The 23,607-nt window shown below is 52.9% G+C and carries 22 protein-coding genes; 11 read left to right on the top strand and 11 right to left on the bottom strand.

Annotated features, from left to right (window positions below; all coding sequences use genetic code 11):
* Positions 1-106: 106 nt before the first annotated feature.
* Complete coding sequence (locus WKR14_RS08675; protein WP_025009505.1) at positions 107-712, bottom strand: peroxiredoxin; 606 nt, start codon at positions 710-712, stop codon at positions 107-109.
* Between the two features lie 313 nt (positions 713-1,025).
* Here WKR14_RS08675 and WKR14_RS08670 point away from each other — a divergent pair, with 313 nt between their 5' ends.
* Entirely contained in the window at positions 1,026-2,345 is a 1,320-nt protein-coding gene (locus WKR14_RS08670; RefSeq protein ID WP_101056360.1) for a Na+/H+ antiporter family protein, read from the top strand.
* A 113-nt stretch (positions 2,346-2,458) separates the two neighbouring features.
* Here WKR14_RS08670 and WKR14_RS08665 read toward each other — a convergent pair whose 3' ends face one another.
* The 3 genes from WKR14_RS08665 to WKR14_RS08655 form a co-directional block, all read right to left on the bottom strand.
* Positions 2,459-2,908, bottom strand: coding sequence for an Hsp20 family protein (locus WKR14_RS08665; protein ID WP_028779347.1), 450 nt, complete (start codon positions 2,906-2,908; stop codon positions 2,459-2,461).
* A gap of 268 nt (positions 2,909-3,176) precedes the next feature.
* Positions 3,177-4,871, bottom strand: a complete 1,695-nt coding sequence (ushA, locus tag WKR14_RS08660; protein ID WP_339087637.1) for a bifunctional UDP-sugar hydrolase/5'-nucleotidase UshA — start codon at positions 4,869-4,871, stop codon at positions 3,177-3,179.
* 537 nt (positions 4,872-5,408) lie between these two features.
* Positions 5,409-6,080: an alpha/beta hydrolase gene (locus tag WKR14_RS08655; protein WP_339087636.1), complete on the bottom strand. Its 672-nt coding sequence runs from the start codon at positions 6,078-6,080 to the stop codon at positions 5,409-5,411.
* A 179-nt stretch (positions 6,081-6,259) separates the two neighbouring features.
* Here WKR14_RS08655 and WKR14_RS08650 point away from each other — a divergent pair, with 179 nt between their 5' ends.
* Positions 6,260-7,267 carry a glutathione S-transferase family protein gene (locus WKR14_RS08650; protein ID WP_339087635.1) on the top strand — a complete coding sequence of 336 codons (1,008 nt, stop codon included), beginning with the start codon at positions 6,260-6,262 and terminating at the stop codon, positions 7,265-7,267.
* Positions 7,268-7,271: 4 nt separating this feature from the next.
* Here WKR14_RS08650 and WKR14_RS08645 read toward each other — a convergent pair whose 3' ends face one another.
* From WKR14_RS08645 to WKR14_RS08630, 4 genes are all read right to left on the bottom strand, one after another.
* Complete coding sequence (locus WKR14_RS08645) at positions 7,272-7,499, bottom strand: DUF3389 family protein (protein ID WP_335922993.1); 228 nt, start codon at positions 7,497-7,499, stop codon at positions 7,272-7,274.
* A 70-nt stretch (positions 7,500-7,569) separates the two neighbouring features.
* A complete protein-coding gene (locus WKR14_RS08640) occupies positions 7,570-8,052 on the bottom strand; it encodes an FKBP-type peptidyl-prolyl cis-trans isomerase (protein WP_071239052.1) in 483 nt (160 codons plus the stop codon).
* Between the two features lie 70 nt (positions 8,053-8,122).
* Positions 8,123-9,007 carry a WYL domain-containing protein gene (locus WKR14_RS08635; RefSeq protein WP_229839795.1) on the bottom strand — a complete coding sequence of 295 codons (885 nt, stop codon included), beginning with the start codon at positions 9,005-9,007 and terminating at the stop codon, positions 8,123-8,125.
* A gap of 136 nt (positions 9,008-9,143) precedes the next feature.
* A complete protein-coding gene (locus WKR14_RS08630; RefSeq protein WP_404830181.1) occupies positions 9,144-10,355 on the bottom strand; it encodes a lytic murein transglycosylase in 1,212 nt (403 codons plus the stop codon).
* A gap of 209 nt (positions 10,356-10,564) precedes the next feature.
* Between WKR14_RS08630 and WKR14_RS08625 the strand changes: the two genes are divergently transcribed.
* Together WKR14_RS08625 and WKR14_RS08620 are read left to right on the top strand one after the other, a co-directional pair.
* The gene (locus WKR14_RS08625) at positions 10,565-10,924 is read left to right on the top strand and encodes a DUF2750 domain-containing protein (RefSeq protein ID WP_101056364.1); all 360 of its coding nucleotides are present in this window, start codon (positions 10,565-10,567) and stop codon (positions 10,922-10,924) included.
* Between the two features lie 71 nt (positions 10,925-10,995).
* Positions 10,996-11,634 (top strand): hypothetical protein, encoded by a 639-nt coding sequence (locus WKR14_RS08620; protein WP_101056365.1) that lies wholly within the window; start codon positions 10,996-10,998, stop codon positions 11,632-11,634.
* Here WKR14_RS08620 and WKR14_RS08615 read toward each other — a convergent pair whose 3' ends face one another.
* From WKR14_RS08615 to WKR14_RS08605, 3 genes are all read right to left on the bottom strand, one after another.
* Positions 11,635-12,573, bottom strand: a complete 939-nt coding sequence (locus tag WKR14_RS08615; protein WP_101056366.1) for a chemotaxis protein CheV — start codon at positions 12,571-12,573, stop codon at positions 11,635-11,637.
* Between the two features lie 233 nt (positions 12,574-12,806).
* Positions 12,807-13,418: a class I SAM-dependent methyltransferase gene (locus tag WKR14_RS08610; protein ID WP_339087634.1), complete on the bottom strand. Its 612-nt coding sequence runs from the start codon at positions 13,416-13,418 to the stop codon at positions 12,807-12,809.
* A gap of 65 nt (positions 13,419-13,483) precedes the next feature.
* Positions 13,484-14,077 carry a hypothetical protein gene (locus WKR14_RS08605; protein WP_101056368.1) on the bottom strand — a complete coding sequence of 198 codons (594 nt, stop codon included), beginning with the start codon at positions 14,075-14,077 and terminating at the stop codon, positions 13,484-13,486.
* A gap of 379 nt (positions 14,078-14,456) precedes the next feature.
* Here WKR14_RS08605 and putP point away from each other — a divergent pair, with 379 nt between their 5' ends.
* The 7 genes from putP (at position 14,457) to WKR14_RS08570 (ending at position 23,607) form a co-directional block, all read left to right on the top strand.
* Entirely contained in the window at positions 14,457-15,908 is a 1,452-nt protein-coding gene (gene putP / locus WKR14_RS08600; protein WP_101056369.1) for a sodium/proline symporter PutP, read from the top strand.
* A 352-nt stretch (positions 15,909-16,260) separates the two neighbouring features.
* A complete protein-coding gene (locus WKR14_RS08595) occupies positions 16,261-17,547 on the top strand; it encodes an OmpP1/FadL family transporter (RefSeq protein ID WP_339087633.1) in 1,287 nt (428 codons plus the stop codon).
* Between the two features lie 220 nt (positions 17,548-17,767).
* Positions 17,768-18,484: an SIMPL domain-containing protein gene (locus WKR14_RS08590; protein ID WP_165564923.1), complete on the top strand. Its 717-nt coding sequence runs from the start codon at positions 17,768-17,770 to the stop codon at positions 18,482-18,484.
* A gap of 225 nt (positions 18,485-18,709) precedes the next feature.
* Positions 18,710-19,735 (top strand): efflux RND transporter periplasmic adaptor subunit, encoded by a 1,026-nt coding sequence (locus WKR14_RS08585; RefSeq protein ID WP_248952972.1) that lies wholly within the window; start codon positions 18,710-18,712, stop codon positions 19,733-19,735.
* 9 nt (positions 19,736-19,744) lie between these two features.
* Entirely contained in the window at positions 19,745-22,990 is a 3,246-nt protein-coding gene (locus WKR14_RS08580) for an efflux RND transporter permease subunit (RefSeq protein ID WP_286995417.1), read from the top strand.
* Between the two features lies 1 nt (position 22,991).
* Complete coding sequence (locus tag WKR14_RS08575; RefSeq protein WP_335917095.1) at positions 22,992-23,210, top strand: DUF2892 domain-containing protein; 219 nt, start codon at positions 22,992-22,994, stop codon at positions 23,208-23,210.
* A gap of 76 nt (positions 23,211-23,286) precedes the next feature.
* A complete protein-coding gene (locus tag WKR14_RS08570; RefSeq protein ID WP_224867614.1) occupies positions 23,287-23,607 on the top strand; it encodes a rhodanese-like domain-containing protein in 321 nt (106 codons plus the stop codon).

Here is a 23,607-nt window from a genome sequence, read left to right as displayed (position 1 = left end):
CATTTCAAATGAACCAACACAGGAAATCGATCAAGATAAAAAAATGCCGCTCAGTATAACTGAACGGCATTGTGCTTTAAGACTGCTTTTAAAGACTTAAACTATATTACAGTTCTTCAGCATTCTCAGACAGATAGGCAGCAACACCGTCTGGGCTGTCTTTCATGCCTTTCTTGCCTTTTTCCCAACCAGCTGGGCAAACTTCACCGTGCTCTTCGTGGAATTGCAGCGCGTCGATCATACGCAGCATTTCATCGACGTTACGGCCAAGAGGCAGATCGTTAACGACCTGGTGACGCACCATGCCTTCTTTGTCGATCAGGAAAGAACCGCGGAAAGCCACACCGGCTTCTGGGTGTTCAACGTCATAAGCCTTGCAGATGTCGTGGCGAACGTCGGCTACCAGAGTGTATTGAACCTGGCCGATACCACCTTTTTCCACTGGGGTGTTACGCCATGCATTGTGAGTAAACTGAGAATCGATAGAAACACCGATCACTTCAACGCCACGCTTCTTGAACTCTTCCATGCGGTGATCGAAAGCGATCAGCTCAGATGGGCACACGAAGGTGAAATCCAGTGGGTAGAAGAACACTACCGCAGGCTTGCCTTTGATTGCTGCAGTCAGGTTGAAGCTGTCAACAATTTCGCCAGAACCCAGAACAGCTGCCGCAGTAAAGTCCGGAGCCGGACGGCCTACTAATACGCTCATTTTATACCTCCATCTATGGATTGAGCTGTGAATAAAACAGAATCCGTTTTAACTACAGGCCATTATAAGAGGTGCCATCCACCTGACAACCTATTTAGGATCAATATCACGCTTTTGCCCCAATTTAAGGCTTGTCTGGATAAGAAATCGGCAAGAGCGCGGTCACTGCAACAACATGGGTCACAAAGCGGTTCAATAACCTCAGGATCCAGTTCACAAAGGCAGATTTTTTCCCGCAAACACTGATTGCAGCTGGACATCCAAGCCCCCCCAGTCAAAAATAGCCCCTTTGTTTAGCGAATAAGACTTTACTATGAACGCAGTTGTGATTGCCGTCTGTCTGATGCTCGCTCTCAGCCTGGCCAGGGTCAATGTGGTGATCGCCTTGACGATCAGCGCCCTGGTCGCTGGCTTGATGGGGGGACTGGACATCCACCAGACCATAGAAGCATTCAATACCGGCCTGGGCGGTGGTGCCCAAATAGCCCTGAGCTATGCCCTGCTTGGCGCCTTTGCCGTAGCCCTGTCCCATTCCGGGCTGACCACTTTGATCTCCACTACTGTGATCAAGGCCCTTGGCAAGGATCCCAATAGTCAAAACCTCAAGTGGGTTCGCAGCCTGTTGCTGCTGTCGCTGCTGGCCATGGCCATCAGCTCACAAAACATTCTGCCGATCCATATCGCCTTTATCCCCATTCTGGTGCCGCCACTCTTGCATCTGATGTCCAAACTCAAGCTGGACAGGCGTTTGGTTGCCTGTGTTATCACTTTCGGCCTGGTCACCACTTATATGGTGTTACCTGTGGGCTTTGGCGGCATATTTCTAAACGACATACTGCTGGCAAACCTGCAGTCCAACGGCTTAGAGGCCCAGTCAGGTGACATTCCCCAAGCTATGCTTATTCCGGCCGCCGGTATGTTGGCCGGACTGCTGACAGCCGTGTTTATCAGCTATCGCAAGCCAAGAGAGTACCGGGAAGAGCAGATCCTCGCCGCTGAACCGGAAACCGGACTCAGCAAGCGCAACATCATCATTGCTGTGCTGGCTATTCTGGCGACTCTGCTGGTGCAGCTGCAGACAGATTCGATGATTTTCGGCGCCCTGGTTGGCTTTATGATCTTCTCATTCAGCGGCGCGCTCAAACATGTGGCCGATGAAGATATCTTTAACCAAGGCGTGCGCATGATGGCCAACATAGGCTTTATCATGATAGCCGCCGCCGGTTTCGCTGCCGTGGTCAAACAAACCGGTGAAGTACTGACTCTGGTCAGTGCCATAGGTGAGTTGATTGGTGACAACAAGGGCCTGGGCGCATTGTTGATGTTGGTGGTGGGTCTGTTGATCACCATGGGTATTGGCTCATCTTTCTCGACTATCCCCATTATTGCCACCATCTATGTGCCGCTGGCGCTGAACTTTGGTTTCTCTGTGCCTGCGGTTATCGCCCTGGTCGGCACCGCCGCAGCGCTTGGAGATGCCGGCTCACCGGCATCGGACTCAACGCTCGGCCCCACCGCCGGCCTCAATGCCGATGGTCAGCACGATCATATCCGCGACAGCGTGATCCCAACCTTTGTTCACTACAACATTCCGCTGCTAATCTTCGGCTGGATTGCCGCCATGGTACTCTAAGCACTGCCTTGGGGAGTGATAACCCTGAATACAAAAAGCCAGTCTGAATTAGACTGGCTTTTTTGCTTTAGCGGCCTGCTTTACAAGCCGGGGCCGAGCTTATCGGCGCTGTTTCAGGCCTGAGTTTCTTCTATCAGGCGGTTACCTGAGCCTATCTCAATTTTGCGCGGCTTCATGGCTTCAGGGATCTCGCGCACCAAATCTATATTGAGCAGGCCGTGTTCCAGATGGGCACCTTCGACGGTCACATAATCGGCCAACTGGAAGGTACGTTCAAAGCCGCGCTCGGCAATGCCTTGATACAGGTATTTACGCTCCGGAGCCTGCTCGCCCTTGGTGCCTTTCACCAACAGCTTTTCGCCCTCGCTGGTGATCTCCAGCTCATCCATGGCAAAGCCTGCAACCGCCATGGTGATCCGGTAACGGTTCTCACCCAGGAGTTCGATATTGTATGGAGGGTAACCGGCATTGCCATTGTTGGCGGCGGCATGTTCGGCCAAACGGGCCAGACGATCAAAACCGATAGCGCTGCGGTAAAGGGGAGTCAAATCATAGTTACGCATAGTCATATCCTCATAGATTAAGCAATATGTAGTGTCGAGCCGAATCATCGCACCCTAGGTTCAAACGGCCGCCCAATGGCACGGCCTTTAATTTATCGGTCAAGGCACTTTCCCTGCCGACACTCAATAGATAAGGTCGGGCAAAAGTATTTCAAGTGTCGGTAGAATTAATTGGTTAAAATTCACCCAAAGCCACATGACCACCCTGCTCTTTTGCCACAAAAAAGCAGCCCCGAAGGGCTGCCTGTAAAGTGACTTAATGTGCTATTTACTGAGGTACTTCACAACCCAGCGGGCTGTTGGAGTTTTCATAAACGATATCGCCTACCGGCTCGTAATCAGCGGCCTTGATGCTTTGCTTCTCTTTCAGGAAGCTGTAGAAGACTTCGGCATCAACATAGCCAGTTTGTACCGGATCCAGCTTGGGATAGCCGTCACCGCCCGCGGCGTTGAAGCTGGGTACAGTGAAGGTGTAGCTGCCTGTTGCACTGTAATCCTTGCCGTTGACTTCGCTGATAGCGACCGACTTGGCCTGACAATCAACTGTCATTTTCACGCCCGTTATCTGGGCATAAGCCCCTGAACCGCGCTGCATGGTAGCCACTACACCCAGATAATCGCTGAGCTCGGCACCTGTCATAGTGCTCAGGGTTATCATGTTACCGAAAGGCTGCACTGTCAGTACATCACGGTAGCTGATATCACCGGCAGCGATAGAGTCACGTACACCACCTGAGTTCATCACGCCGATATCGGCATTCACCTTGGTGGCCTGCGCCATGGCGAGCAAACGGCCCAGGTTGGTCTGCTGACCACGAACCACGCCGCGATCGCCTTCCAGTTTGCCATCGGTAGTGGCGATGATTTCGCCCAGTTTTTCACTGCCCTTGTCCTGATATTGCTGCAGTACAGCTTTGACTGTGGTATCGGCAGGGATCTGCTCACCGGCCAGTTCCTCGGTCTTCTTGCCTTCGGCATCCAGTTTTCTCAGGTTGACCGGGATCAGCTTGTAGCTGGCCAGGTGCAGTTTGCCGCCATAATATTCAAAATCGGCGCGGCCAACATACTTACCCCACTCATGGGCCTGCATGATCCAGGTGCCTTTGTGCTGATCAGGAAGGCAATCATCACCGGGTTTGAAGTCGGCATAGCTCTGACTACCGGGTTCCATACAAACCGGATTCTGTGAGTGGCCACCTATGATGACCTGCAGCTGTCCCTCTTCCAGGGCGCGAGCCATGGCCACGTCACCCGGGGCATTGCTGCCGTTTTGGCCATCGGCATAGTGCCCCATGTGAGTGGTTGCCACTATGATATCGGCGGCTTTGTTATCATTGATCTCTTTGATGACCTTTTTGATCTCTTCTTTGGGATCAGTAAACTTAAGCTCGCCGATAAACTCAGGGTTACCTATCTTGCGGGTATCTTCTGTGGTCAAACCTATGACAGCCACTTTAAGACCTTTAACATCGAAAACCTTGTAAGGCTCGAAGTAACGACTGCCATCTTTTTTGTAGATGTTGGCAGCCAGCATAGGAAACTCGGCGAGCTCGCGCTGCATATCCAACACGCTCAGTGGGTTATCAAACTCGTGGTTACCCACGGCCATGGCGTCATAACCAATCAGGTTCATGCCGATAAAGTCAGGCTCGGCGTTTTGCAGATCCGACTCAGGCACACCTGTGTTGATATCACCACCGGAGAGCAACAGAGTCTGGCCGCCGTTGCTTTCCACTTCGCTGCGTAAGCGCTCAACCAGCGTCTTACGGGCTGCCATACCATACTCACCGTCACTGTTTTCCCAAAAGCGACCATGGTTGTCATTGGTATGTAAAATGGTGAACTTGGTGCAATTATCGGCGCCGCAGACTTCCGGTGCCGGATCCTTGTCATCACTGTTACAACCGGCGAGTGCAGCCAGAATGGCTGTCGCCAAAAGTCCTTTCATCAGCTTATTAGACATTATTAAATCAACCCCATGTTTTTATTTATTTTTACCATCATCATTAATGAGCGGAGAAGCGAACTTCCCGCGCCCGACATACTAGCAAGATTAAGTCAAAAATGTGTCATTTTTATTAACAAATAAACGTTAACTGCATGATTTTAAGGCGGGAAATAACACAACCTGTTCACAATCCAGAATAGGCTTCCAGGGGCTACTCATACTTTAGCGTGATCTGCTGCTGATATTAGAGTGTAATTAGCACCCGAAAAAAGCTATTTCACTGATATATATGAAAATAACTAAAGTATTAGCAGCAACAGGCTATTGTTTGATAATGGAAACAGCCACTGAAGGGCCGTTTCTATTAAGGGACGACTTATTTTTCAAAAAATCAAAACTGGATATTAGGCAAGTGTAAACAAGTCCCATCTGTGCTCTGTGTTATTAGACTCAGGCAGGCCCCTGCATACCTTCGGTCCGTAGCTTTGAACGCCAATTCTGTGTAAGTCACTCTCTCAATGAGAACGTCGCTAGGACTTATTCGCACCTTCCCTAATTCAAACGCGCCTGCAGCCACTGACTGATGAGATTCAGCTCCTGCGGCACCACGCCGTGCGCCATTGGGAAAGTGTGCCATTCAAGTCGATATCCCCCCAGCTCGAGCGCTTCTTTGGCCATAAGCCCGGCACTGAGGGCAACCACATCATCCTGCTCACCGTGGCATTGCAAAATAGGTGTATCACGGTTGGCGCTGCTCACGTCTTCCGGCAACTGCTCACCACCCGGCAAATAACAGGACAGCGCCATAATACCGGCCAAGGCTTCGGGATAACGCAGTGCGGTAAAGAGGCTCATCACCCCGCCTTGGCTGAAACCGGCAAGCACAATACGGTTGGCGGCAATGCCCTGGGCGACTTGCTGCTCTATCAGTTGCCGAACCAAACGCTCGGATTGCAGTACCCCTGGCATATCGGCTCTGTCATGGAGATTGAGGCTCTTGATGTCATACCAGGCGCGCATCACATAACCACCATTAACAGTAACAGCCTGCTCCGGCGCATGTGGAAACACAAAGCGTATCGAGTGTTCGGCCGGCAGTCCCAATGCCGGCACCACAGGGGCAAAGCCGTCACCCGAGTCACCCAAACCATGCAACCAGATAACGCAGGCCGTGGCCGGCTCGCGGGGTTCAACAACAACGGCGTCCAGGGTCGTTGACGACATAACAACATCCTTCTTGATAGGCAAAAAATGTGACCGACATCATATCAGGCTGTAGATTCCTTGCCAGTACCATTCTAAAAATTCGAATAAAAACACGTGTATTTCGCGCTTTACCCATAAATAACCACCACCTAGACTGAAATGCGAGCCATAGATCAAAGCGGTTAAAGGAGCGAAAAATGGGATTGTTGCAGCAGGGCAAATGGGTCGACCTGTGGTATCAGACAGACAAAAACGGCGGCAAGTTCGTCCGTGAAGATGCAAAGCTACGAAACTGGATCACCCCGGATGGCAGTCCGGGCCCCAGTGGTCAAGGTGGATTCAAGGCCGAGCCGGGCCGCTATCATCTCTATGTTTCACTCGCTTGCCCCTGGGCCCACAGAACCTTGATATTTCGCGCCGTGAAAGGATTGGAAGCGCTGATCTCTGTGACTGTAGTCGAGCCCCATATGTTGGAAAATGGCTGGGAATTTGCCACAGAGGCGGGCCCCAAGAGTGGCCACCCTATCCAGGGCGCCGAGCAAGAGCCTTTGTTTGGCAAAGCATTCCTCTACCAAATTTACCAGCTCGCCGCGGCCGATTACAGCGGTCGGGTGACAGTACCTGTGCTGTGGGACAAACATCATCAGACCATAGTCAGCAATGAATCGTCGGAAATCATCCGTATGTTCAACTCCGCCTTCGATCATCTGACCGGCAATAACCTGGACTTTTACCCGCCCCATCTTAGAGAGGAGATAGATACGCTCAACGAATTCATCTATCCCAATATCAATAACGGGGTTTATCGGGCCGGTTTTGCCACCTCACAACAAGCCTATGAAGAGGCCTTTGAGCAGCTGTTCAGTGCCCTTGACAGATTGGAGTTGCAATTGAGTGAACGCCGCTTTCTCACAGGTTCACAACTCACTGAGGCCGACTGGCGCTTGTTTACCACCTTAATCCGTTTCGATGCCGTCTATGTGGGCCACTTCAAGACCAATAAACGCCGCATTGAAGACTACCCGGCGCTGAGCCAATACCTGCGCGATCTGTATCAGTACCCCGGCATTGCCGCCACGGTCAACTTTGAACATATCAAACAGCACTATTACTACAGCCATGGGCAGATTAACCCTAGTCGCATCGTACCCAAGGGCCCCGAGTTAGACTATCAGCGCAGCCATCAACGCCACAGACTGGAATAGTAAATCACTCGGGCGTCAGACCGTAAAAGTCTGCCAGTTGCTCGAGCTGTTCATCTGAGTCGAGCCGCAGCTGCCAACGCACGGCGCCGGCATCGGCCAGCAGAATGCAAGGACCTTTGAGCAAACGGATATCGTCGCTCAGCGCCATCAACACTGTCTGCATGGTCGGCAAGCGTACCTGCAGCTCATTGGGACTCAGCAGCAATCGCCCCTGCTCGCAGTCAATTTTCATCCCCTCTCCTCCAAATGGTTTCTCAATCAAAAACGCCCGCTAAAGCGGGCGTATTCAGTTAAAGCCAAACTCAGTGGTGATGACCACCGACGCCATGGGCATGACCATGGGCTATCTCTTCATGGGTGGCTTCACGGGCAGAGACCACTTCGATATCAAAGGTCAGCTCGCGACCGGCCAATGGGTGATTGATGTCCACAGTGGCCATAAACTTGCCCACCTTGACCACAGTCACTTGACGCTGGCCTTGATCTGTATTGACGACCGCGCGCATGCCTGGCTTCCATACTTTGGCGCCCATCAGGTGTTTTACCGATACGCGCTGCTCGGCGCCTTCAACCCGCTCACCGTAAGTTTCAGAGGCAGGCAAGGTCACACTGAACTTGGCACCTATCTCTTTGCCTTCGATGGCTTTCTCGACTCCAGGCATCATGTTGTCATGGCCATGCAGATAGGCGATGGGATCGTGCCCCTCGTTGGTTTCCAGCACTTCACCCTTTTCATCGCGCAGTGTGTAATTGAACTGCACCACCATATCTTCTTTAACGCTCATTCTGAGTCCTCAGTATTCATGATTCCGGCGCAGCTTAACAAAACTGTCGCCTGCACTCCACTGCTTTGGATTAGCGCCCTGCGCCCGGCACTATCGCCAGATGCTCGAGTCGCTCCAGCACCTGGTGGTTTTTCAGTGCCAACTGACAAACACCACCATCAATTTGATGCTTAACAGAGCAATCCACACTCCAGCTGCGCAGCAGATATCCGGCCAAGGCCGCGTTGCTGGCCACCTTGAGCTCGCCATCCTCCATACGATAGTCGAGCATAATCGCCTCCGGGTGTTTCAGGCTCGGATGGGGAACCAACACCAGTTCCACCGGCGTCAACCAGTTGCTGTCGGCCGCCGGTTGCTCCTTAGGCAAGGGAGAGCCTTCAAGTTCTCTGGCCTGCTTGATACGGGTCACCACAAAGTCGTTGAACTTGCCATGCTGTCGGTCAAATGCCCGTACATGCCAGCGCTGGCCGTTGTTGACCAGGGCATGAGGCACAATTTCGCGCAGGGTTTCACCGCTTGAGGTGGAAACATATTGCAGCGCCAGCGCCTGCCCTTGCTGAATTGAACGCATCAGCGCCGCGATAATCTCGGTATCCGGATGAATAAGCCGCACCGCATCGAAACAGACCTGGCTGGGCACCAGGGGCTGTGACAAACCATCACCAAAGCCACGGGCCAGCCCCGAGAGAATGGCTTCGGGCTCGTGATGAAACAAGGGCTTGAATTCATGCTGGCGCTGATAATGACGACTGGGGTGCATCAGCTTGAGGTTCTGTGGCGCCAGCTCGCGATAGAGGCTGAAGTCGCGGGTGGCGGCCGCCAATCCGGTGGCAAACTTGGCAATCAAATCCTGACGACTGACCTGGCCAAAATACTGCAGACTGAAATCGATAAAGGCCAGACGCTGTCGCTGGCCGTGACTCAATTTATCTATGTTGCTCATCTCGCTGCTCATATCATTCCCTGAGTTCTAATCGGTGCGGGAAAACGCCAATTTCTGCTGCCAACATTATCCGGGCAGTTGATTGGCGCCTTTATGAGCTAACATTAGCCAATCCCTTGGCTACTGGCAATCATTTTGATTAGCAGAATTAGAGTCCCAGGGCTTTAAAGGTTTCGGCAGAGGGGAAACCGTCGGCCACCAAGCCTTTGCTGAGCTGAAACGCCTGCAAACTGGCGCGGGAGTTACGCCCGAGAATACCGTCCGGCTTTCCGGCATCAAACCCCTGCTCATTGAGCTTTTGCTGCAGCGCCTTTATCTGGGCGCGGCTCAAGCGGGTTTGCTGCGGCGGTGCTTTGGCAAGCCGACCGGCGCCACTGATTCTGTCGGCCAAATGGCCTACTGAGATGGCATAAAACTCAGAGCGGTTCCAACGCTGGATCACCTGGAAGTTATCATAGCCGAGAAACGCAGGGCCCTCGTGCCCGGCGGGCAGATAGAGCCTGGCTTCCATCTGGGCCTGTGGCAGCACCTTGCCATTGCTCTGGGTCAATCCCAGCGCCTGCCAGTCGGCGAGAGACTTTTTCTGCCCCAGATGCTGATAATCAAATGACTCAGGTACGCGAACCTCCCTGCCCCAGCGTTCGTTGCGCTGCCACCCCAGGTGAGCAAGAAAGTTTGCCGCCGAGGTCAGGGCATCATCTATGCTGTTCCAGAGATCCGCCTTGCCATCACCGTCACCATCGACGGCATAACTGGCATAGGCACTGGGCATAAATTGGGTGTGACCCATGGCGCCGGCCCAGGAGCCTTGCATATCGGCTGCGGCAAAACCATATTTCTGGCTCAGCTTCAGCGCTGTCATCAACTCCTGGGTAAAGAAACCCGAACGGCGGGAGTCGCAGGCCAGGGTTGCCAGCGAGTCCAACACAGGCATCTTCCCCTTGTAGCCTCCGAAATTGGTCTCCATGCCCCAGAAAGACAAGAGATATTGCGGCGGCACGCCATACTCGCGCTTGAGCTTATCCAGCAGTACCTTGTGCTCAACCAGCAGTTCCCGGCCCTTGGAAACCCGCCAATCTGTTACCCGTTTATCGAAATAGTTGGCAAATGTCTGGGTAAACTCGGGCTGACTGCGATCCAGCTCTATCACTCTGGGTACAAACTTCAGTGGCTTAAGATGTGAGTCGATGGTCTGTTGACTGATGCCCTCGTTAAGGGCCTTGTCCTGCAACTCCACAATACACTGAGGAAAAGCCGCTTCCCCGGCCTTTATCAGGGCTTCTACAGGATCCTCATTCTGGGGGGCTGCCAGCGTTTGCGTGGCCAACAGCAGGGGAAACCAGGATAAAACTCTGAACACCTTCCGACTCCTTAAAAAATTAAACACCCCATCGAGCTCCATCCTAACCAGTCGCACAGCGTTTTTTAAGCCCCACAGGCATAATTCCCTGTCGTTGAGCCGATTTTTAAGCATTTATTCCTGTTTGTTCATCTGAGGTTAAGATTCACTTGGACTCCAGTGCTTATGCCGTATAATGGCGCCACTAACCCTTGCTCAAGAGAGAGATCATGACTGATTTAGCGCCGGCACTGAGCCAATTTATCGATAACGTCAAAGAGCACCAGCAGGTGTGGGGCTTGCAGGACGACTCCGGCGAAGGCTGGGTGGTGTGTGACTCCAGCGAATATGAAGACACAGATGTCATGCCTTTATGGTCTGATCAGGCAGTGGCCCAAAGCCATTGCACCGAGGAGTGGGTCAACTTCGCACCGGTGGCGATTCCATTGGAGGAGTTACTGGAGTTCTGGATTGAAGATCTCAACGAAGATGGCGTATTGATTGGTATCGATTGGCGCGCCGAGCAGGAATGTCCCGAAGTTGAGCCGGTAGAGCTGGCCAAGTTCCTGGTGGACGTGGAAGCCGAATAAGCTTTACCCGGTCGGGAGTCACCAAGGCTCCCGACTTCTTTTAAGACTCAGAGCAACATCTGCACAACCCTATGCCCTGTCCCTTGGTCGACATCCCCTTTAATTGCCGTCACAGCTGCTGGTTTTGTGCCGAGCCCTGCGAACACGTTTTTGCCTTTAGAGCCTCCCCCCATGCAGAACATGCCTCACTGAGCGTGCCCGCCTGTAAGGAGTGCCTGACGCTGGCCCGCCAACATACTCTCACCTCGATATACGAGTGCCGTATTGCGGTTAAAGATGCGCTGATGAAGCGCTACGCCAAACATCTGGCCATAGGGCTGAATTGGACCCGTGAAGAGCTGGAAGAATCGGAGTTTTCCTGCAAAATTCTTGGCGGCTTTAAACGCAGCGCCTGGTTTATGTATGAAGTGGCCAGAGACAGGATCAATGCCAAGGGTTGGTCCCTGTGTATTGAAGGCGTTCCGCTGAGCGACGAGACGCCAAATACCGGGTTTGACTTCGATGGCTTACACTACAGCTCTGTGTTTGCCGCCATAGAGCACTACGCCAAAAATTTTGCGCTGGACAAAGACTTTCTGCAGGCACTGACCGCCATCTGCGGCCGCGACAGATTTGCCTTTGCCGTGCGCCTGGCCAGGCTTAACATTGCCGCGGACAAACGCACCAAGAAGCAACTTATCCGCGAGCTAGAGCAGGAAAACAGCCGTTAATCAGCCCAGCTGGCGAATTCTGTCCTGTACGGCTTCCACCAGCAGATCCGGCTGGAACTTGGAAATAAAACGATCGCAACCCACCTTTTCCACCATCGCCTTATTGAAACTGCCGCTGAGGGAAGTATTGAGGGTAATAAAGAGATCGGCCATCCGCTTGTCGTTGCGCACCTCATAAGTCAAACGGTAACCGTCCATTTCGGGCATTTCAGCGTCGGTGATCATCATCAAAATCTGATCTGTCACCTTGAGCCCCTGATCGCACCAGGACTTGAGCAGCGTCAGCGCCTCGCGCCCATCGCTGCGTTCAATCACTTCAAGCCCCAACTGTCCCAAAGTATCGCGAACCTGGCGTCTGGCGGTGGGCGAATCGTCGACAATTAAAATCTTGTGTCCCGGCATCTTGGCCACCAAGGACTCATCCAACACACCTTCTGAGAGACGCACGTCATAGTGGATGATTTCCGCCAACACCTTTTCCACATCGATAATGGACACCAACTCAGTTTTACCCTGGGTTTCCATCCGAGTGATAGCTGTAAGGTAATGATTGCGGCCGGCGGTTTTCGGCGGTGGCATGATATCGCCCCAGGTCATGTTGACTATATGCTCAACCTTGCCCACCAGAAAACCCTGCACACTGCGGTTGTATTCTGTGATGATAAGGTTGGCGTCTTCGCCCACAGGCATGGGTGAGAAACCTATGGCACTGCGCAAGTTGATAACGGGAATCGAAACACCACGGATATTGGCGACGCCGCTGATGGCAGGGTGGCTGCCTGGCATGGCCGAAAGCTCCGGCAGTTTTACTACCTCTTTAACTTTGAAAACATTGATGGCAAACAGCTGGGTCGAACTGATCCTGAACAGCAATAACTCCAGCCGATTCTCACCGACGAGTTGGGTTCGTTGATCTACAGATTCCAATACATTTGCCATAACAACTACTTGTCCAATTCTACTGCTGAATATGACGTCGATTATAGTGGTAAAGGGGCGCAACAAACCATGCTTCAGGGCAAATTTAAGCTAAATTGTCTTAAATGATATGCACTTGGCTACAGTTATATAGGTTGCAAAGGAGGAGGGTAAAACGCATCTTCCTTCAAAGGGTTAAGCTGGACTACAGCAAAAGCCCGCGTACGCCCTCTGGTTACCCGTCATTATCCCGTTCATGCTTTGCCGAAGGTTTTACGGGCCAGAATGATGCCCGCCAGCGCCGGCAGTTGGTGTTGACGGACAATCTCAAAGTTGCCGCTATCTTCAACAACAGCCAAAAGTTCAGCGTGATTGAAACGATTTTCCTGGGGATGCTCAAACAGACGCCGACTCAAGGGATTACAGATGGCGGCGCGATAAAGCTCTTCCATGACGAAATAGCCGCCTGAGCGTAACACTCTGTGTACTTCGGCCACCGCCTGTTGCCAATCCGGAATATGATGAAAGGCGGCAAAATCAACCACAAGGTCAAACTGGCTATCGGCAAAGGGCAAGGCGCTGCCATCGCCCTGGCACAGATGCAGCCAGTTTTGCTCCAAATACCGCCCGGCGCAGTGGCTGACCATATCGAGATCAAAATCGAGCGCCCACACTTCTTTTGCCCCCAGCTCCTGACGCATAAGAGCTATTCCCTCACCAAAGCCGCAACCTATCTCCAAGGCACAACTAAAAGCCGGTAAAGGCTTGGCAAACAACTTCAACAACATCCGCCGCTCCAGCTGTCTTTGCAGCCACAACCGCAGCGGATGCCTGACTATCGATTTTTCAAAGCGATTAAGTTGCATGAATAGCGATCCACTCAAGACAATTCTTGGTTAACGTTTAAGCGCCCTTGCGGTGACTATCATCTTCACTCGTCCCCAAAAGATTCCAGCGGCAGTTGATCCCAATAAACGCCCTGACCGAAGAAGTCTTCCAACAGCTGATTGAGCCGCAAAAAACTGCTCACCCTTTGCGGCTTACCGCTGATACAGTGCCACACGTACCTGTGGCAGTTATTGTCAAACAGGTCGTAATCCCGATATTGAAACAGGCTCTCGCCGGCGCGTGCCAGCGCTTGTTCACTGACCAAGGGCATTCTTTGATGATCGCAGGCGACAAACACCTTGCTGCCGCTGCGACCGGCGAGAAAACGCCTCACCGACACTGGCCTCACAAGGCCGCTGCCGTGGAGCTCGGCCAACGTGCCGTCACCGAGCCAGATACCTGTGTGTTCAATAATCCCGAATACGTGGCAGCACACCAGCATCCCGGGCTGCACTTGTTTGACACTCTGACTGTGAAACCATTCACTGGGTGTCAGCCGCGCCCGCCCCTTGACTCGCTGTACCGACATATCCATGAGTACTCGATTCTGGGCGATCTTCTTACGCTTCTGCTGTTCATCGGCAAGCCAAACGGCGCCGAGGGCTGCAGACCCGAGCCATAGGAGAGGCAGTGCCATAGGCATACTCCTTATATTATCTTTCGCCGAAGATTTGCATCTCTGGCAGATCCGTACCGCGGCAGAGCATAATTCCAAAAAGCACAAATTGCAGATACAACAATTGCAATATAAAAAGCCTGACGCCGGTATCCGCGCTCCAAGGGCCCCTCTTTGCCCTTAAACAAGTCAATATGAGCCACAAGTTTAAATTCTAGTGAAGATTCAGCCAATTAAGCTCACCTTTTTTTGAGTAAATTAACACTCACCACTGCAAACTTTCCGGATCATCTTCTCAGGGACTGGTCAGATCTGCTTCACATAGTCCGTCAACAATGGGCGCTTTGGCAAACTTTTGCTAGTATCCGCGCCAAACAACAACACAAAAGTGTAAACCAGCATGCATATTGAAACCCCGGTAATGATTACTTTTCTGGGCTATTTGGCTCTGATGATGGGGATAGGTCTTTGGGCCTACAAGGCGACCGATTCGGTCGATGATTATATTCTCGGTGGCCGCAAGATGGGCCCGGCGGTGACCGCTCTCAGTGTCGGCGCCTCCGACATGTCCGGTTGGCTGCTGCTGGGTTTGCCCGGCGCCGTCTATCTTGGCGGTTTGGGCGAAGCCTGGATGGGAATAGGCCTGTTACTGGGCGCCTGGCTCAACTGGCTTTTGGTGGCCAAACGCCTGCGGATCTATACCCAAATGGCAGATAATGCCCTCACCCTGCCGGACTTTTTTGAGAAGCGCTTTAACGATAAGGGCGGCCTCCTGAAACTGGTTTCTGCCGTCACCATATTGCTGTTTTTCACCTTTTACGCCTCCTCCGGCATGGTTGGTGGCGCTGTGCTGTTCAGCAATGTCTTCGGCTTCGATTACCTAACAGCACTCTTGATAGGCTCCACAGTGATAGTGGCCTATACCTTTGTCGGCGGTTTTTTTGCCGTCAGCTGGACAGACTTCTTCCAGGGCTGCTTGATGTTGATAGCCCTGCTGATAGTCCCGGTCAGCATGTTTACCCAACCCGAGAGTCACCAAAGTCTGGATGCCCTGGACCCGGCTATGCTGTCGTTATGGAGCGATAAGCTAAGTCTGATAGGCCTGCTGTCGGCACTGGCCTGGGGGCTGGGTTACTTTGGTCAGCCCCATATTCTGTCGCGCTTTATGGCGATTAACAGTGTCAAGGATCTGCCGGTTTCGCGCCGCATCGCCATGAGCTGGATGTTTGTCTCCCTGATCGGCGCCCTGGCGACCGGTATTGCCGGCGCGCTCTACTTTGCCGATGAGCCGCTCAAGAATCCGGAAACTGTGTTTATCCATCTGACTCAGGTCGCCTTTAACCCCTGGATAGGTGGTCTGCTTATCGCCGCTATCTTGTCGGCCATCATGAGCACCATAGACTCGCAATTGCTGGTGTGTTCCAGCGTGATCACCGAAGATTTCTACCGTAAGTGGCTCAGGCCCGAGGCTTCAAGCAAGGAGCTGATGTTGGTCGGTCGTATCGGCGTGTTGGCCATTGCCATTATCTCAGTGGTTGTTGCCCTGGATCGGGAAGCCAGTGTGCTGGGTCTGGTGAGCTATGCCTGGGCCGGTTTCGGTGCCGCCTTCGGCCCTGTAGTGATCCTGTCGCTGTTTTGGCGTGGCTACAGCCGCAACGGCGCCATTGCCACCATTCTAGTCGGCGGCTTGACAGTAATCATCTGGAAGCAATTGGAAAGCGGTATCTTCGCCCTTTATGAAATATTACCCGGATTCATTCTGGCCACCCTGGCCGGGGTTGTGGTAAGCCTTCTATCACCACCATCCGAGGTCACAGAGGCGCAATTCAATCGCTTCGAACAAAGCCTCTAACCACGGTTTTTATACCGCCGCCATCGTTTGGCGTACACTTGTACGCCAAACTCGCCAGCAGTTTGTAATTTATTGTGTCTCTGATTTTTACAGCTTGGCAACACTGTCAGTGCCGGTCTTCAAACACTTAAAACACAGTTATCACTGCTTTTCCTGCCAAGTAGCTACTTGGAGGTTCGTCGCACGTTCGCAGCACATTTGCAGAAATTAACCAAAATATTACAAATTTTCACATCTGGTCGGAGTTGTTGACACTCTGGAGCATCCATAAGATGCACTGGACTAATAAGCGGGTGCCTGTGGGGTATTAAAGACTGACAGCCAACCTGCAAACATAAAAGAGAAGATAATAATGAAGTATTTCAACAAGACTCTTATCGCAGTTTCTGTCGCGCTGATCAGTGGCCAATCTCTGGCAGCCGGTTTCCAACTCAACAGCCAATCTGCCACAGGTATCGGCCGCGCCTTTGCCGGTGATGCCGTGATCGCCGATAACGCATCCGTGTTATCCCGTAACCCTGCCGCCATGGCACTGTTTGACAAAGCCGCTATATCGGTTGGTGTCACCACTGTTGACGTCCAGGTAGATATCAAAGACGTTAACTTTATGGGTGGCCAGGTGGATCTGGGTGGAATTGATGATGCCGGCAGCGTCAAATGGATCCCCAACATCTATTACATCCAGCCTTTGAACGATAAATGGGCTGTTGGTTTTGCGGCCTTTTCCAACTTCGGTACCGGTACAGACAGCGCATCATTGGTCAATAGCAAGACAGTGGCGGCTCCCTATGATCTGATAGGTAATACCGAAGTAACCACCATCAACTTCAACACCAGCGTGTCTTACCGCATCAATGATATGCTGAGTTTGGGCGTCGGACTGGATTTGGTTTATGGCGAAGGCAACCTGGATCGCTATTACAATCAAATGCCATTGGTCGATGTGGATGCCGATGGTTGGGGTATTGGCGGTATTGTTGGTGCCACGCTTGAGCTGAATGAGAACAACCGTTTTGGCCTGAGCTACCGTTACAGCCCCAATGTCGATGTGAGTGGTCATATTGCGACACTGACACCTTTACCAGGCCAAACAAACAGTTTTGCTTCAACCCTGTTTGATGAGCTGGAAGTGCCTTTGGCCGATATCTTCCAGTTGGCCGGTTTCCACCAGTTAACCGAAAACTTTGCGGTTCATTATACGGCTCAATACACCCGTTGGGGCAACTTCGATCAAATTACTGCCAAAGATGGTGTCAGCAGCATTTATGGTACAGGTACTGTAATTGCCAACAATGTAAACGCCCCCCTGAAGCAGTACCAGTGGAAAAACTCCTGGCTGATGAGTGTGGGCGGAACCTACGACATCAATGAGCAGTTCACTGTTCGCGCCGGTTACATGTTCGACAATGGTGTGGTTGATGAAATCAGCTCTATCTCCATCCCAGACTCTGACCGTCAATGGTTCACCGCTGGCCTGAGCTACCACATCAACCAACATCAAACCATCGACTTCGGCATGGCCTTTGTTAAAGGTGAAGAGGTTGAGTTGGTAGAAAACAGTGCAGTAGTTGGCCCGGTTAACGCCATTACCAAATCAGAAGCCATGTACTACTCAGTGCAGTACAGCTATCAGTTCTGAGCCAAAACTCCGACAAATTTAAGCTGACAAGGCCGCCCTTCTGGGCGGTTTTTTGTTGATTAACAGCAAGTTGTTCAGGCAGCATTCAAACTCATAGATGCATTCTCACCAAGGCTTGGTTATCTTATGGAAGGTGTAAATTGCGCTGTATAGGCTGACTTACAGGGCCGGATATCAAGCGTACTTTGTACCTTCCCTATATCACATAAAGAATTTTGAAATGAGCAAAAATTATTCTCTGGCGGCCCTGTTGCTTGGGGGTTTTATTTGCGCCGGTTTACTGCTGCTTGGCACCAGTATTGGAAACAGCCTGCTGGCAATGAAAGGTATGGAGCGAACCGTGGCGGTCAAAGGTCTGGCTGAACGCGAGGTCAAGGCCAACGTCGCCATCTGGCCGATTCGCTTCAATGAAGTGGATAACGATCTCAACACCTTGTATCAGACGGTGCAGCAAAAGACAGATAAAGTGGTAGTTTTTCTTGAACAGCAAGGTTTCAACAAGGATGAAATCTCTGTTTCTCTGCCTTCCATAGAAGACAGGCAAGCCCAGGGTTATGTCGATCCCAATGTTAAGTATCGCTACGCAGCCCGGGTAACAGTCTCGCTTTATACTCACCAGGTGGATCTGCTACTTGAGAGCCGTAACAAGCTGCTGGCCCTGGCCAAAGAAGGCATAGCCATCGCCAGTCAGGACTATGACAGTCGCACCGAATTCCTGTTTACCGAACTCAACAGTATCAAGCCGGCCATGGTGCAGGAGGCTACCCAAAATGCCCGTGAAGTGGCCGAGAAGTTTGCCAAAGATTCAGACTCGGTACTTGGGAAGATCAAACAAGCCAGCCAGGGCACCTTCACCATTTCCGATCGCGACAGTAATACGCCTTACATCAAGAAGGTGCGAATCGTCTCTACCCTCACCTACTATCTCAACGACTGAACTTTTGAAGCGCAAACCTGAAACGGATTTTTCAATATAAGCAGGTGGCCAAGGCCGCCTGTTTTCGTATCTGTATTCTGGCTGTGTATATTCTGGCCTGGGTATTCAAGGTCTAGTCAGTTACTCAAGCCACCTCTTATTTAATCATATTTTTCTAATAATAGTTGCAGGCGACCACCTTATTCATTAGAATTTTCTCATAGATGTTTTTTTGAGAACAGTTCCATGCCCAGAATAACGCCAGTATTGACCCTGTTACTGCCCGCGCTGCTGCTCATTCAACCGGTTAAGGCAGCCGAGCCGGCCACAGTGACTGTCCGCCAGACAGAGCACTCCCAATTGCTGACCCTGGATGGCAGGCTCGAGGCGGTCAAGGCCGCAACCGTGTCGGCCCAGACCTCGGGACGGATCCTCAAGCTTTACTATGATGTCAACGACCGAGTCCCCGCCGGGGCGGCGCTGCTGGAGATCACCAGTGAAGAGCAAGGCGCGTCCCTGGCGGCGGCCGAGGCGGAATACGCCAGAGCCAGAGCCTTGGATACCGAAGCGCAGCTGACGCTCAAGCGCTATCAGGAACTGTTTCCCAAGGGCGCGATTTCCCGCGGCCAAATGGATCAGGCCATAGCCAATGCCAAGTCAGCCTCCCAGGCGGCCAGCGCCGCCAAGGCGAGGATCATTCAGGCAAAAGAATCACTGAAATACACAGTCGTCAGCGCGCCATATGCTGGCATAGTCACGGCCAGGCATGTGGAAGAGGGAGAAACAGTCGCTCCCGGTCAGCCGCTCCTGTCCGGTTTTGCCGACGATGAGATGCGGGTGGTGATGCAGCTGCCGCAGCGTTTTCTTCAGGCCGCTAAAGCCACAGACAAGATGACGGTTATCCTAGCCGATGGCCGCAGTTTTGATGTCACTACCCCCAAGGTCTTTGGTTTCAGTGATGAGCAGAGCCGCGCCTTTCAGGTGAGACTGCCACTGCCGACCAACACAGACGATCTATTGCCCGGCAGTTTCGTAAAGGTGCGCTTTGCCATAGACAAGCGCCAGGAGATAGTGCTGCCCAAAGAAGCGCTTTACAGCGTCAATGAGCTGTCGGCCGTCTACCTCAAGCGCGGCGATAACTTTGTCCTGCAACAGGTACGCCTGGGAGATGTGCGTGACGATGGCGTGACCATACTGGCAGGACTCGAAGCCGGAGACATAGTCGCCGCCAACGCCTACCAGTTGCTGCTCGAGCAGCGCCAGGCCAAGTAAGGGGAACTCATGGCTAATCACAGCGAAAATAACACCGGCATCTCCGGCCGCATTGCCGCCAGTTTCCAGCTCAGTGCCATTACGCCGCTCCTGGCCCTGCTGGGCTTGTTGCTGGGGATGTTTGCCATTATGGTCACTCCCAAGGAGGAAGAACCTCAGATAGATGTGACCTTTGCCGATGTGTTTATCCCCTTCCCCGGCGCCACACCGACCGAGGTCGAGCAGTTGGTTACCCTGCCGGCAGAAGAAGTGATCTCGCAGATAAAAGGCATAGATACCCTCTACTCCTTCTCGCAGCCCGATGGCGCAATGATCATCGTCATCTTTGAGGTGGGTGTGCCCCGCAACGAGGCGATAGTCAAACTCTACAATCAAATCTATTCCAACCTGGACAAGCTGCCAAGAGCCGCGGGTGTGGGCGATCCCTTGATAAAACCCATGGGCATAGACGATGTGCCCATTGTCAGCCTGACTCTCTGGTCAGAAGATCCCAATGTCTCGGCTCAGCAACTGACTCATGTGGCCCATGGGCTCGAAACCGAACTCAAGCGCATTCCCGGCACCCGAGATGTCGAGTCCATGGGATCCCATGAGTTGGTGCTCAATGTGCGCATCAATCCGGCCAAAATGAGTTTTTATGGTGTCAGCTTCGATGCCATCAACCGGGCGCTCGGCGCCAACAATGCGGTCTCCATGCCCGTGTCTCTGGTGCAGGATAACCAGGAGATCAAGGTGCAGACCGGCCAGTTCCTGCGTTCGCTGGAGGATGTGCAGCAACTGGTGGTCGCGGTGCACAATGACAGCCAAGGCAAAGCCGCCCCAGTGTTCCTCAGTGATATTGCCGATATCAGCCTCAAGGCCGATGTCCCCCTCTATGGCGCCTGGCATCAAAACGGTCACAGCGCCGAAGCAGAAGCTAAAGGCGTCTTCCCGGCAGTGACCATAGCCATAGGCAAACAACCGGGTGAAAACGCCGTGGATGTTGCCGATGCAATCCTTGCCAAGGTGGAAAAGAGCCGTAACCTGCTTATTCCGGACAATGTCAATGTCACTGTGTCACGCAACTATGGCGTGACGGCGGCTGACAAGTCCAACACTCTGATCTTCAAGTTGATCTTTGCTACCGCCGCTGTGGTTATCCTGGTGGTGTTCACCATGGGAATGCGCGAGGCACTGGTGGTGGGTGTGGCGATTGTCATTACCCTGGCGATTACCCTTTTCGCCTCCTGGGCCTGGGGCTTTACCCTCAACCGGGTATCCCTGTTTGCACTGATCTTCTCCATAGGTATTTTGGTGGACGATGCCATAGTGGTGGTGGAGAACATCCACCGTCATATGGCCATGGGCAAACGCAGCCTGAGTGAGCTCATTCCCGCCGCCGTGGATGAAGTGGGTGGCCCCACCATTCTGGCGACCTTTACCGTTATTGCGGCATTGCTGCCGATGGCCTTTGTCTCTGGGCTGATGGGCCCCTATATGAGCCCTATTCCCATCAACGCCAGCATGGGCATGTTAATCTCCCTGGCGGTGGCCTTTGTGGTCACCCCCTGGCTCAGCCACAAACTGCTCAGACACAAGGGTGGCGAGGGACATAGCGACAATGCCAGCCCTGTAATGCTCAAGCTGTTTACCCGGCTTATCAAGCCATTCCTCGAGAGCCGCAAGGCCCGAGTAGGCATGGCCGCCGGCGTGTTTGTGCTGATAGGCATGGCTGTTGCCCTGCCCGTTGGCCAGTTGGTGGTGCTCAAGATGTTGCCCTTCGACAACAAGAGCGAATTCCAGGTGATGGTGGATATGCCGGAAGGCACGCCGGTGGAGCAGACAGAAAAAGTCCTCAAGGCCTTGTCCGATTATCTGGTGACTGTACCCGAAGTGCAGCATCTGCAGCTCTATGCCGGCACCCATGCCCCGATTAACTTCAACGGCCTGGTCAGGCATTACTTTGTCCGCAACAGTCAGGAGCTTGGCGATATTCAGGTCAATCTCAGTGATAAACAGCACAGGGACAGAGACAGCCACAGCATAGCCCTGGCGGTGCGCGGCCCGCTGCAGCAAATCGCCCGGGGCTTCAACGCCAATGTCAAAGTGGTGGAAGTGCCCCCCGGCCCGCCAGTGTGGTCGCCGATTGTGGCCGAGGTCTATGGCCCCAGCCAGGATATTCGCCAGCAGGCGGCCAGGGAGCTGCAGTCCCTGTTCCAGGCGACCGAGGATGTAGTGGATATCGATATCTTCCTGCCGGCGGCACAACAGAAATGGCAGGTGCTTATCGATCGCAGCAAGGCCAGTCTGCTGGGCGTACCCTACGCCAACATAGTGGATCTGGTGGCCACCGCTGTCGGCGGCAAGGATATCAATGTGCTGCATAAACCGATGCAGAAACGCCCAGTGCCAATTCGCCTGGAACTACCTGAGGCCGACAAACTGGATTTGACTTCAGTGCTTAACTTACGCCTCGACAGCCTCCATGGCGGCACTGTGCCCGTGGCCGAATTGGTGACAATCCGCAAAGGACAGATAGACGCGCCCATCATTCACAAGAACATGATCCCGATGATCATGGTGATTGCCGACATGGCCGGGCCACTCGACAGCCCACTGTACGGCATGTTTGAAATGGCGGCGGATATCGACTCAGAAGGTGGCCTTGGTTTCAACCAGCACTATTTCAGCCAACCCGATGGCCTGGATGCCATCAGCGTACTCTGGGATGGCGAATGGAAGATAACCTATGAAACCTTCCGTGATATGGGCCTGGCCTATGGGGTTGGCATGATTGCCATCTATCTCCTGGTGGTGGCCCACTTCCGTTCCTATCTGGTACCGCTGATTATCATGGCGCCTATCCCCTTGACCATTATCGGGGTCATGCCGGGGCACGCCTTGCTCGGCGCCCAGTTCACCGCCACCTCCATGATAGGCATGATAGCGCTGGCGGGGATCATAGTGCGTAACTCCATACTCTTGGTGGACTTTATCAACCAGGAAACCGCTGCAGGAGTGCCATTTGAACAGGCGGTCATTCACTCGGGCGCCGTGCGGGCCAAACCTATTATGCTCACCGCCCTCGCGGCCATGATAGGCGCCATGTTTATTCTGGATGACCCGATCTTCAACGGTCTGGCCATCAGCCTTATCTTCGGGATCCTGATCTCCACCCTGCTAACGCTGGTGGTGATCCCGGTACTTTACTATGCCCTGATGCGCAAGCGCATCGACTCAGTGATCAACCAGGCCCAGGCGGCCAAAGGAGCTTAAAATGTCTGTAGAACGTGCCACTATGGCCTTTGCCGGATTTATGGTGATGTTGTCATTACTGTTAACCGCCACTGTCCATCACAATTTTGTATGGCTAACTCTGTTTGTTGGCGCTAACCTATTCCAAAGTGCTTTTACCGGCTTTTGTCCTGCCAGCATGCTGATGCGTAAATTCGGTATGAAAACGGAGGCTGAACAAGCCATGGCCAATACCCACTGATTAAGGAATGTAAGTGAAGATAATAACCCGTACCCAGCGCCAATTCTTGTGGCTAACGACTCTGCTTTTTGGTGTATTGCTGAGCCTCAGCGTTCGCGCCGAGCAGATGGTTCCCGAGGTGGCGCTGACCAAGGTCGCCCAGGGCGCCATGCTGGTGGATGTCAGAACCCCGGAGGAATACGCCGAGGGACATCTGCCAGAGGCGGTTAATATCCCCTTTGAGCAGATAGCCGAAACCTTTGCCAAACAGGGCATTGCCAAGGACACCCCGGTAGTTGTCTACTGCCGTAGCGGGCGCCGCTCAGGTATCGCCAAAGAGTCGCTGGATAAAGCCGGCTATCAGGAAGTCTATAATGGTGGCGGCTATGATAGCCTCAAGGCCAGCGCCGGTAACTAG

Source organism: Shewanella chilikensis, assembly GCF_037953065.1.
Classification (GTDB): domain Bacteria; phylum Pseudomonadota; class Gammaproteobacteria; order Enterobacterales; family Shewanellaceae; genus Shewanella; species Shewanella chilikensis.
This window is presented reverse-complemented; position numbering and strand designations above follow the sequence as displayed.